The organism is Pseudomonas sp. TH37, from assembly GCF_016650735.1.
Taxonomy (GTDB): domain Bacteria; phylum Pseudomonadota; class Gammaproteobacteria; order Pseudomonadales; family Pseudomonadaceae; genus Aquipseudomonas; species Aquipseudomonas farris.
The window spans coordinates 106,397-118,841 of record NZ_JAEKFD010000009.1; the positions used below are offsets into that span (position 1 = coordinate 106,397).

The 12,445-nt window shown below is 56.9% G+C and carries 3 protein-coding genes and 1 pseudogene; 1 reads left to right on the forward strand and 3 read right to left on the reverse strand.

Going from position 1 to position 12,445, the window contains the following annotated elements:
• Positions 1-256 precede the first annotated feature (256 nt).
• Complete coding sequence (locus tag JFU11_RS21625; protein ID WP_201062058.1) at positions 257-2,908, reverse strand: DEAD/DEAH box helicase; 2,652 nt, start codon at positions 2,906-2,908, stop codon at positions 257-259.
• A gap of 20 nt (positions 2,909-2,928) precedes the next feature.
• A complete protein-coding gene (locus JFU11_RS21630) occupies positions 2,929-10,446 on the reverse strand; it encodes a hypothetical protein (RefSeq protein ID WP_201062059.1) in 7,518 nt (2,505 codons plus the stop codon).
• 395 nt (positions 10,447-10,841) lie between these two features.
• On the opposite strand from JFU11_RS21630, the pseudogene JFU11_RS28175 reads away from it, so the two are divergent.
• Positions 10,842-10,990: pseudogene (locus tag JFU11_RS28175) on the forward strand (addiction module antidote protein); the annotation flags it as partial.
• Between the two features lie 85 nt (positions 10,991-11,075).
• Here JFU11_RS28175 and JFU11_RS21635 read toward each other — a convergent pair.
• Positions 11,076-12,281 (reverse strand): site-specific integrase, encoded by a 1,206-nt coding sequence (locus JFU11_RS21635; protein WP_201062060.1) that lies wholly within the window; start codon positions 12,279-12,281, stop codon positions 11,076-11,078.
• Between the last annotated feature and the right edge of the window lie 164 nt (positions 12,282-12,445).

The following is a 12,445-nucleotide window of genomic DNA, read 5'->3' on the forward strand; positions in this document are numbered from 1 at the left end:
GCTACAGGGCAATGACGTCACGAGACCTGGATCACGATGTCAGCGCCACCGATGCGAAACACCACCCAGTACATCGCTGGAGGAGCTCAAATGAGTAGATGTCCTGACGGTGAAAGGTACAGATGTATCCTACGGCGCCCGAGAGGCATCACCCCAAAACAGAAGTTGGCACTCGCTGTCTGAGCTCTACTTTTGGCAAACACTAGAAATGGGGAGATTACTCCTCCTCAGTTCTTTTTTTATCGGGCATTACGTTCTACAACTCGCATGCCACAGGCCATAGCAGGATCAGGTCGGTGAGTAATGGCTTGCGAAATGGCAGATTAAGTGTGTCGACGGCAGCGATGGCATGGTGCCGAGCCTTATCCAACCATAGCTCTATTGCTTCGGGCGCAATGGCGATCGAATCGGGTTGTAGTTCGCCTGACCCCGATTTCAATCCATTCAATATCTCCAGCACCTCCTCATCCCGCACCAAGCGCAGGCTTCCGTTGCTGTTGGCGGTGACGCCCGCTACGACCTGACGCACCTGCCCGGTCTGGCTAGTGATTGCATCCTGAAACCGGAAGAGGGCTAGCGGTGCGAGTCCTTCATCAATCAAGGCCAAAGCAACTTCCCATTCAATGGCCTGCGCGACGGCTTGATCGAAGACCTGATGCCCAACACCGACAATTTTTTTTGCTTCGTCACTGTCACGGGGATTTCGATGAAAGATCAGCCCTTCATAGCGGGAGCGGATACCCGGCGCTTTCTGCCAGGCGTCGGGCGTGATGAAGCTGAATACCCCATCTTCTCGATCGGGTCGCCGACGATTGCGCACCAACATGCTGTGGAAGAAGGGGATCAGGTCCGGAAGATCCTTTTTTGGTACATCATCGAGCTGAGAGAGATCGAAACTTTGGCAGTGCCCCACAAGATCCGTGACAGTGGAGATTGCCGAACGCCCACCAAGGCTGCGAGCCTTTTCATCAAACCAGTCCGCGAACCGATCAGAAGTAACTTGCTGTCCTTCTGTGAACAACTCGTTGAAGAAACGCGGTCCCGCCATACCGAGAACCATCTGCATCAAATCCTCCGGCTCGTCCATGGCGTGCCCCAGGGCCTCCATGATGTGCGTGATCTTCTGCTCCAATTTGCCCCAGATCCGCGACTCCACTGTCCCCGGGTTACGGATGGTCACAACCTCCACGGGATGACGCTGACCATAGCGGTTGAGCCTGCCCACCCTTTGGTGCAGCCTCATTGGGTTCCAGGGTAGGTCCACATGGATCAGCGTGTAGCACTGCTCTTGAAGGTCGATGCCTTCCCCCCCGGCTTCGGTGGAAACTAGAAAGCGGATGTGCCCCCGATTGAAGGCATCAGCGGTGTCCTCACGGCGGCCTGTTAGAGCCACTTCTCGTCCAGATGGCAGGCGCACTCCCTCTAGCCGATCATCACCATTGATGAAGCCAACGGTATTCTCGCCAAAGCGCGCTATCAGGGTGGAGATCATCAGGGCTTGAGTGGCCTTGTATTCGGTAAACAATAGGATCGATCGCTCCGCAAACTTTTCCTCGATGATTGTTCCGATCCGCAGGATTTTGCTCTCGTTGACGATTGCCGTTGCCGCATCAAGCAACGCCTCCAAGTGCGGGATCTCGTCCTCCATGAGCTTGAACTTGGCCTGACTCATCCAGCTATTGAGAGCCTCAAGCAGGTCCGCGTCTTCCTCCTCATCAGCCTTCGTGAAGTCGACCTGCTCAGCGCGCATTTGCGCAATATCCTTGCGAATACGAACCAGCCGCGTGCGTAGGGCCGCGCGGATCGCCGCCACCGAGCTGGAGGCTATTTTCTGCATGGCGATCAGTACCAGCGTAACCTGGTTGCGGCCGGTCTTGTCCAGTCCAGAGGCATAAGCATTGCCGGCCAAGATGAAGCGGGTTAGAAGCTGATAAAACGCCGCCTCATTCTCGCCATAGCTATAAGTTTCGGGGTGTTGTGTCACCGGCTGGAACAGGCGCTTGCCCGCCATGTCTGTAACCTTTTGCTTGAAGTTGCGGATTAGTACTTGGCGTAGCAGATGCAGTTGCTCCTTCTCAGGCCGTAGAGGGCTGAACGAATCCGGGCGTAGGAGCGACATCAGTGACCAGAAGCCATAAGGCTTTCCACGATGGGGCGTACCGCTGAAAAACAGGCAGGACTCCACCTTTTCTTCCGCAACCAGTTTCTCCACCAGTTGGTAACCTAGGGTCTTGCCAGTCTGTTCGTCGGCATTGAGATGATGAGCTTCGTCGACGATCAGCATGTCCCAGCGTGGTGCATCCAGCAGCCGCTCGTGGCGACCCTTGCGGTCGCTACGCAGGGTAGGCAGTGAGGCGACGATCTGATTATGGGTACTCCAGAAATCGGCCCGGGGGGTGTCAACCTCCGGCCGGTACATGCCCAATCGGATATCAAACAGGGTGCGCAGTCGGTATTGCCATTGCTCCACTAAGGACGCTGGGGTCAGGATTAATAGGCGCCTCACCTGGCCGCTGGCCAGCAGCGGCCAGAGGATAAGTCCCGCCTCAATCGTTTTACCCAGGCCCACGTCGTCGGCAATCAGCAGGCGGATTGGCCATTGCCGCAATGCTCGATGGCAAACCCAGAGCTGATGGGGCAACAGGTCAATGCGCGAGCGGGAGAACACCCCCCAAGAGTCATTCAGCGAACGGATGGCGGTAGCCTGGGCTTTGAGCACGACGTCGAGCGAAGGGGACCACTGCCCCATGCGCACCGCCTCCACCAGTCCGATGCGGCGAGTGAGGAAGGTGGCCTCACAGGACTCAATATGGTCGCCGAAGCGGACGATGACCGTCTCGCCCTGGTCCAGAATTACGCTGCCTGTGCCGAAGCGGGGGTGCTGGACCTGCTGGTCTTTCGAAAACATGATGTGCCTCGCACTCCGTCCTAATTGAACAACTTGGATTGCAGATCGTCGTTTTCGGCGATGATGCGCAGAGGGATGTCATAGAAGTCGCCGAAGGTGGCCCGCTCCGCTCCGAGGTGCTCGCGGAGGAGTTTGTAGATATCTTCCGATGTGCAGATCTGATGGTCGAAAGACCCGAACAAAATTTTGATGCGCTCGATCGGTGCGTAGGCGTGCGGGATAGCAAGAGGGGTGTGGATGACTCCATGGTGGAGCAACTCGCGCATCACCAAGTGAGCGCCGACCTTCAAGGTGCGGTTGATAGGCGGGGCGTCGATACCACCACCTTGATATAAGGCATTCGCCCTAGGTGTCCGCAGTTGCTCCAGTGAGAAGGGCTTAGTGTACTTATCTACAGATTTGAACAATTCAACATAATCATCCAGCCAACGGGCAAGCCGGTAGAGCTTCGGGAATTGACCGATCCACAGGAGCCACTTCTCATCGTCATGTTGGCTCTCAGCATAATCCTCGATGATCCACATCCAGTCGTCCGGCTGCTCCTTGGGGTTCCTCTCCGCAAAAATTTTCCACCAGCCGCGTTGCTGACAATGGTCAATGAACCCGCGATGCTGCTTTTTGCCAGTTTGGCCGATGCTTTGAAAAGCCCCGAGAGCGAAAAGGGTCAGCCAAGAGGAACGGTCAAAACGTCCGGTCTCCGGATTTTCTTGCAGATCAACGGTCCCGCAGGGATAGAGGTCCTTGTGATAATTCGATCCGTAGGAGGCCGCGCCATCTGAGGAGGACCACCAATCGTGTATCCGCACAAGGGCAGTAGGCAGGTCGATGGACGAGCGAAATGCCTTCTTGGGCTTATCCCAATCGTCTAAGACGACACGAGCGATCTGCTCGTCGGTGGCTAGAAAGCGGTTCAGCACATCGCGTTCGTCTTGCTGCAACATTCTCAACGAGGTCTCGTCATTGAGTACATCAGCCAACCAGCCCTGGCCACGCACCTTCTGACTGACCTCTATTCGAAGATTGCCTTTGCAGAGGTAGATCAATGCGGCTCTTTTTGTCTCCTCATCTTCGGGTGAAAGTACCCACTTCGCCATATCTTCGGCCGGTGCCGCCATGCCTCCACGACAAAGGCGGAAGAACTCCAGCTCCACGGCTGTGGCATCCTCGTCACTGAAATAGTAGTCCTTGTGCAGACGTAATTGCGATGGTGCGAGATTGTGGCGCAGTGACTCCTCCTGTTCGATGAGACTGCCATCGTTGGCGAGCAGGCGTCCAACCTCTGCCCAACTGTTAGCCTGGGTGCGGAACTGGAGCTTTTGCAGACGTTCCCTCAACCCACGGGAGTCTGACTCGGATGCGATCGAATCCCGAGAAATGATGTGCCCCAGTACCAGGGCGTCTTCTGGCTCAACACGGGGTGGATCGAGTAGTCCGACAAGCGCTGTCACCCCTAAAGTTGCAGGCTTGGCCATCGTCCCTTGCTTGAGGATGGTGCCGATCTCCCGCGACACCAAGCTGATGGCGGGGTACCGTTGGTTGAAACGCTTCCAGTCAAATAAGAGTGCCAACACCTCTGGCGTGACCAGTTCGTCCGCCATCTCGTAGCGGATATCCTGCGCAGAAATAAGCCTTTGGGCTGGGATCGGCAGGCCGTTGGGGATTGCCTCCGGCATATCACTGAGGCATTTCAACAAGTCCAAGGCCACGGCACGGGTCAACTCGACCGCAGCATCGTGGGGGCGGTTGAGCCAGCCTTGGGTCAGCAACCTCCATAGGCTGATCCAAAAGCCGTGGCTAGTGAGATCTGCCGCCAGTCGCAGTCGCTCGCGCATCGCCGGCCAATTTGTCCCCGCTTCGTCGAGGAGCCGGCTCAGGGTCTCCCCCGCTTGCCGCCCAATGTTCCTGGCGAGGGTCTTGTTGCTGTCGCTGTTGCCGGCCAGTCGCCCCCGACCGGCGTCCAGATCAAAGGCTCCGTTGACCGCGAAGCCCAAGTAAGCTTGCTCGCGCGTGGGTGCCGTGACCCAGAGAGCCGGCAGATCCTTGGGCAGTGGTCTGCAGCCGACGGGGCCGAGGGCCAGAAGCACGCTGCCGTATGTGCCTCGCAGGCACAGGGCGTCTGTATTCGTGCCCCATGCCTTGTCACTCACTGCGAGTTGGCCGTGCTCCAGCCCAGGGACGACCTCACCCGGGGTCCATTCAAACTCTTCCTTTTCAGCTCGGTTAATGACGATGAATCGGATAGTCTGGCCGAACACGCACGAGAGTCCGGCAAGCCGCCGAAAGCGCTGCAGGATCTTGTCTGGTTGCATCTCTGGCAGCAGTGGCAACTCGATTAGGGTGCCTGGCAGCCGTTGATCGAGGCTGTGCCGGGCCAGACATTCCCGGGCAGAACCGGCTGCCTCCCAGGGTTGAGGCAGGATGCCGGCGACCACCTCTACCGCCATACGGCCGCTGACAATGCGCGGCCGGTCGCAGGCCAGTAGTACGCTCTTGAAGCCCAGACCGAATTTGCCGGTGACCCCTTGAGATTTCTGCTTGTCCGAGGCTGAGAGGATGAGCATCTTTTCCAGGTCGTGGCCATAGCCGCGGGCGTCGCCACCGAAGCCCACAGGTCCTCTAGCATTGATGGGTCGCCCCCAATGCATGAAGCGCAGCGTATCGCCGTCTACTTCGACTATCAGTCGGCGGGAGGCGTCCGGGATTTCAATGCCCTCGGCGGGATAGGCCACGATCTGCCCGAGTTCCATGACGGCATCGTCGGCATTCTGGAACAGCTCGAAGGGGATGCTAGTCGAATCGTACTGGTAATCCTCGAGCTTACTCCGTACACCATGCAGCACGGTGGTCTGTATCTCCCGATCCTTTCCGATGAGTTCCGCCAGGGACTCCATGGCCTTGCGCTGGGCTGCCCGCGCTTCGGGTGCATCCCTTTGATCTGCTTCGGCTTCGGCTATCTTTGTGCGTTCGATATCACAGGCACGTAGTGCTGTCTTGATCGCTTCGCTGCCTACCGACAACTGTCGTAGATAGAAGTGGAGCGAATCCAGAATCAGCCTGTGTGCGGCACCAATTTCGAGTTGGTCGGTGCGATCCAACTCCTGCCATAGCGAACCAAGATTTGGTAGGCGTTGATTATATAGATCGGCATAGAGGCTCTCTATCGTTCCGCGAAGGAGGACCTCGAGCTCCTGAGGCGTATGGCGAGCTGGATTAATGCGTCGGAGGGGAATCTCGACGCGGAAGCCCCCGCGCCAATTCAGGGCGCCGGCCAGCAGATTGAGCGGCTGCGTGTTCAACGGTACGCGGCGAGGCTCACCCAGCAGGTTGGACACCTCGAGTTGAGTCTCTTCGACCACCCGAACCGCTACTTCAATGAGCTCCAGTGCCTCGGCAAATGATCGGCTCCCCATCCACTCCAGACGGCCCGTATCGTCGTACCCCGGATCCTGCCAGGGCAGTTGTTTCAGCAACCAACCGAAGCTATGGGGATGCAACCAAGACTCCGCCAATTCGCGTGTGCTCCGCCCAAATAGAGCCACCAACATGCCAATCATGAGTTCTGGTACAAGGCCACCGCCCCATAGGCGGAAATAGCTCTCCAACAAACCTGGAGTCGCTTTTCTCGCCAAGTTGAACTTGGCGCTGACGCCTCCGGGACAGTCGGACTCGGAGGTAGGACGGTTCGCAGAATGCACGATGGCGATGAGAATTTGTGCTTGTTGCATGTCCAACAGATATGCCGCGTCCACCCCGTGAGCTCCGGCACACAGTTCGCTCGTCGGGCGCCACTCCATACGCTGGTTAGCCAGATGCAACTCCCCAAGGCGGCTGCGGACTATGTCAGGGGTGGTGGTGTACTGACGCAGGTATTGGTCGTACGTGGCCTTGCGCGTGCCCCAATGATCGGTATGGGTTGTGAGCCAATCCAACACCATAAATAGCCGCTCAGAGGTCAAAGGACGGGCTATGCCACGCTGTAATTTCCGCCAAGCAATTTCCTCATTTAATGGTTGCTGGGCAGCCTGGTGCAACAACCTCCAGCCCGGGAGCAGCTCGCAACTGTCGAACAATGCGACCACGTCCTTTCGCAACTCCCCAGACCATGAGCCGATGTGATACTCAGGCAAATCATCAAGTAGTAGGGCCAGTTTCCCGAGTCCGTCTTCTTCATTGGCGATGTCGCGCTTCATCAATAGTTCGAAACCGGGGTGTTTGAGCAGCTCTGGCGGGAGATCGGCTTCTGCCGCGAAACACTGCCCATAAACAGCTCGATGCGCGGCCACTAGCCGCTGTACCTCTTCTTGGATATGGGGGATATCAATCACGTCCTCCGGCTTGACCGGAGCTCCCTGCCGGGTTGGTAACCAAGCCACACAGTAAAGATTGTCAGAAACAGAGCTACCTCCGACCTGCACTAGGGCATCCAAAATGGTTCGCCAGTGCCTGGAAGGCTCAGGGACCGCAAGGGCGATCTTGATCCTGGCGCGGTCGTTGAAAGGTTCGAGCCATTTCTTCTGCTGGGCTGCCACCAGAGGATGACCGCTTGGTGCAATGAGCGTCACCTCACAGCTCAATGCATCGTCGGGGTATCCGTTCTTAGGAGCACAATAGGTACGCTCCCCGTTGAGCGACACCAGTTTTCCGTCGCGTGTCCTGTGCAGCGGCAGGTGTTTCCAGAGGTTCTCATCCTCGATTCTGGAGAGGATTTCGTCCCGTTCGTCGCTACTAAAATCGCTAGGGTCGCCGATATTCATACCGGCTCGTTGGAGCTCTCCAATTAGGTTTCCCGCGTCGACTTCCTTGATGCCCGCCAGACTCCAGCGGCTGCGCGGCATGGTATCGGCCAGACTTCCATCGAGTAGGCCCCACTGCGGGTCCTCGCCCTGAACCTTTTTCCACAGTTTGGCCCACGCAGAATGCTGCTCGTGACCAGGAATCCACAGTGTCGCCTCGTCGTCGGCCCGATGGGCCGGCGAGCCATGCAACAGATAACGCAGCCCTCGCCTCGCATCAGTGTCGGCACCTGGGTTGTTCGCCTTCTCCAGGAGCGCTTGGCGGTCGGCAAGGAGTCCGAGTCGGTCAGTGGCATCCTTACCCACGGAGATAAGACAGGCGAGTCCATCGTCAGCCCGGGGCAGCTCCGGTTGGCCCGGAAACAGATCCCGGTAGGTCTCGGTGCGCACCAAGTAAACTTCTGCATCCGGCAGCGCCAGGGCCAGCAAAGGCGTAAGTCCGAGACGGTTCACTTCACTTGCGCCAGAGGCGAAACCGAACAGAGTTCCCGCGTTTCGCACCCGCTCGATATCCTCTCCTGAAACCGCCAGGTCGCTGCGGGTGCGAACATTACGCACTGCGAGTACTCGTAAATTGCGATGGGTCCGCAAAAATTTCCCACGCGCTTCATTGTCGAAGGATTTGAGCAGCCCTTGAGCAAAGTCGAGGATGGCGGGCATCTCGTTGGAGACAAGAGACGCGTCCAACGCTTGATCGACGATACCTAACCACCTGGCCAGGGTTTCCCCGTCAGGTACTGCATTGCCCGGAGAATCCTCGGAGTCCAACTCTTTGGGTACCAGGAGAATTGGTGACGCGATAGACCAAAGGCGGGTGACGAGATCAGCCGGGAGTTTTGCCGTGAAGGAACTACGAGAAAGGCAGGGTATGAACTCCACTAACCGTCGAATGTCAGCGCCGTGCCGCGTCAGGTTCTGTAGGCCAACGTCCCGGAAGCCCTCCCGTATGAGCGTAATAATTCGATTTCGCAGTTTTTCGGTGCCTTTGTATGGACCAGCGCAGGCGCTCAGAAATTTGGCGAGGTACTGGATCCGCGGCGCTTCGCTGAAGGCATTAGGAACAGCGGACAGCAAGTCGTGGATCTCTTCCTCCTGCCATCCGGGCTTCCCCGCTATCAACGGAGTGGCCTCCTGATCAAAAGGCAAGATCTGCATCCGTTCGAGGTGTGGGAAAACGTACCATGGGCGTTGGGTGTCAGACATAGGCGGAGTCGGTAGGGGGCGCAGTTGACTTACTCGATCAGTTTCGATGCGTCGCCACGCTGGCTTAGTCCTGCGCTCCAGCATTCGCACCCAGGCACCACTGCCGCAGATTAAGCTGCGGAAGCGGATGAACCAGTGCGTGTTGGCGAGAGCGTTCGTCAGGTCCTCGCACTGCTTATCGGCAAGCAGGGATGAGACAACGTAATGTTCCAAGGCCGGGAGAACCAGCGGCAGCAGCACACTCTGGGTGAGATATTGGTTCCATGTCGTGCGTAGGATGGCATCGTCCATGGTCTCTTCAGCGAGTAGCTTCGGCTTCTCGTGGAGATGCTCGAAACCATGAATGCCCTTGCGCCCAGCGTCGATGAAGAACTGTCCATGCAGCACCAGGCGATGATGTCGCGTCCCTGGCTTGTGGTGATGTGTTTCTCGATCATGCTCCAGCGGCAGAAACACTGCCCATTCGATGTCCAATCCTCCGCTGGAATCATTGTCATCGCAAAACATGGCCGCTGCCTCGGCGCGAGCTTTATCTAGGGTCACGCATTCGCGCCCTAGGTCGTTACGGTACCTTGCCCGCGGCCACTCGGAACGGCTCTTGAGCCTTGAGAAGATGTCGTCGCTGTCTTGACTCTCGCGTCGAACACCCGCGAACCCATGTACACCATCGCCCCCTCCTAGGTCCACGAATCCAGCGGCCTTGCTGTTGGTTTCGCAAATGGGGGGCAATGAGTTTTGGGGGGACAGCAATCGCCGATCGGCTTTGAGTTGCACGATAAAGGGGCAAGTATCGGTACGGTGCTCGATCCGCTCCAGATGATGCAGCAGAGGCAGGATCTGCGCCAATTCTACCTTTAGGTTGGACCCATCGAGAAAGGCGAGATCTCGGCTGGGATTATCCCCGGGAAAGTGAGCGATAATCGGGTCGGTTTCTCCTCCCTGGGAATTGAACAAGTGACGCGTCTGCCGCAGCGGGATCCACAATAGGAAACATCCCGAAGCACTGTCCGCGTCTATACTTGGCCGCATTTCCTGTACAACTGCCTCCAATCTCCTCCTGTCGGCGGCGTCCAACTTGTCCCACTCCGGATGAGGAGTACGCCCATCGCTCTTCCAAGGCGTTAATCCCTCCAAGTGGATGTGCTGGCCGTCCCAGGCTACGTAGAAAAGTGCCTCACAAAGATGAAAGACACTCTTCATGCCCAGACCGAACTTGCCTATGCTCGCGCTGTCGCCTGCCTTAGTGTTGATGCCGAATGAGCGCAATGCCTCTGAATCGCTCTCCTTGAAATTCCCGTCGTTGTAGAACCACAGCGCGGGCCCTTGCAAGAGAGGGTGTATTGCTTCCGGGAAACCAGGATGGCTCCCGAAGACGAATTCCCTCGCCTCGGCATCGTCGGCGTTTTGGATTAGCTCTTTCAGGATAGGGAAACCGCTGTCGTAGCGATCACGCAAGTTGTCTGCAATCAGGTTGACGAAGTTTGTAGTGAACCCCTTCATATCGTCCTTCCCTAGCTCTGCATAGCCGGAGCGAAGCGGCATGTACCTTCTATTTATTTTCACGCTAGCTTCCGCCGCCTTCGCTCCTCCGGCGGTGATACCCATAGCAACGGGGGGCACGAGAATATCTAAAGCCCCAGCAAATGATGGCCCCATGGATGCTTGGTTTGCTCTGCCAGTATCAGACGCCAATGTGCGGAGTGTAGTGTCGATTCCGAGAATAGGCGCCCAACCTTGGTCTAACACCGTTGACTGACGCACTTGAAGACGATGCTCTACCTGAGCGACTCATTGGCCCGGGGTTATCGGATTTGCTTCTAGCCGCGAGGAAATGAACTCGTCATTTTTTTGTGCGGTGGTGATAAAAGCAGCCAGAGTTGTGAATCGAACCCCTATTTGGTTATGGCCCCGTGTAGGCACTCAGCGACCCAGAGGTTATCGATGTCTTCCTAGAGGGGGCTTTTGAGACTGGGGAAGCGGCCTATATTGCCAAGGCAATGGGCGCTGTTGCCCGTGTCAAAGGCATGACTGAGCTGGCCCGTGAGTCGGGACTTTCTTGAGAACAGCATTATTCTCATTCAGCGAATAGGGAAACCCGACCTTGAAGACCATGTGGGCAGTGCTGCATGCCATAAGCGTGACCGATCAAGCGCATTTAGGGGCGCGACGGCCTAGGCAGGTACGGACGTAGCATACTGCGCCCACAGCGCCATCAGCTCTCGACGTTTATCGAAGAAATCGGAGCGGGAATACGCACTCTCTGTTTCACCTCGCTCATCATGAGCCAGCGCAAGCTCACAGATTTCTCGAGGAATATTGGTCTGCTCGCCCGCCCAGTCGCGGAAGGTTGAGCGAAACCCGTGGCGAGTGATGCTTTTATAGCCGAGACCGTGCAACAGGTTACGAATACCGTTGGCATGCATGACACCGCTTCGGCCGCGACCTGGAAACACGTATGGGCTCTCGCGGCCGAGCCTCGGGAGATTCTTTAACAGTGAGACGACCTCGGGGGCGAGTGGGATCGCGAAGGCCTGACGGGTTTTCATTCGTTCGTCGGGTAAAGACCAGCGGCCTGCCTCAAGGTCGAATTCATCCCAACGTGCGAATCGGACCATGTGTGAGCGGGCGCCGGTTAGGATCAATAACTGAGCCGCGACAGAAACGTGGCAGGTGTCCTTACGCAAGGTTTCCATGAGCTTTGGAAGGTCCTGCCATTTCAGTGCCGGGTGATGTTGGCGTTTACGAGCTTTCTTCTTCTCATGGCGGCTGAGGAGATTTTCCAGATGACCGCGCCAGCGAGCTGGATTTTCGCCTGTCCTGAGCCCCCGTGCTCTTGCGGCATCGAGTATCTGTTCGATTTGCCCTCGAACCTCGTCTGCGGTCCGAGTTTTGTTTGACCAGAGTGGCTGCAACGCCTTGATCAGATGTTTGGTCTCGATCTGGTCGGCTGACAGCTTCCCTATGGTGGGAAAAGCATAGAGCTCAAGTTTTCTCAGCCAGCCCTTACGCCATTTCGCCGACCAGCTTGATCCATGGGCGTCTCGGTACTCAGAGGCCAGCTTCTCGAAGGTAATCAGCTGCGCCAGTTCTCGGCGTGCGGCTTCCCGCTGAGCGGCTTGTTCAGCCTGTCGTTTCGCGAGTGGATCAGTGCCATTGAGGATCTGGACTTTGTTTTCATAGGCGGCGGCGCGAGCTTTTTTCAGGTCGAGCTGAGGATAGCTCCCCAGCCCCATCTCCCTACGTTTGCCGTTCATTTGAAAGCGGAGTACCCAGGTTTTTCGTCCGGAGGGTTTCACCAAAAGACGAAGCCCTTCACCGTCTTCGTACGTCCCAGACTCAACCAAATTTTTGACTTGATTGGCGGTTAGTTTGCCCATTTTTTCGCCCTCTGTTCCCCCACTTGTTCCCCCACTTACGCGTGGAACGCCTCGGATCAAAACGGAAGTCACAGGAACGAAAATAGGCTGAAACCATTGATCTAGCAAGGCTGTCGCGGTTTTCAGTAGATGAGGCTGGCTTTCAAAAAGACATTAAAAAGCCG

Excerpts from the sequence above, each read along its gene's own strand:
- JFU11_RS21625 (WP_201062058.1), bottom strand. The coding sequence starts at position 2,908 with ATGTTTTCGAAAGACCAGCAGGTCCAGCACCCCCGCTTCGGCACAGGC.
- JFU11_RS21630 (WP_201062059.1), bottom strand. The coding sequence starts at position 10,446 with ATGCCGCTTCGCTCCGGCTATGCAGAGCTAGGGAAGGACGATATGAAG.
- JFU11_RS21635 (WP_201062060.1), bottom strand. The coding sequence starts at position 12,281 with ATGGGCAAACTAACCGCCAATCAAGTCAAAAATTTGGTTGAGTCTGGG.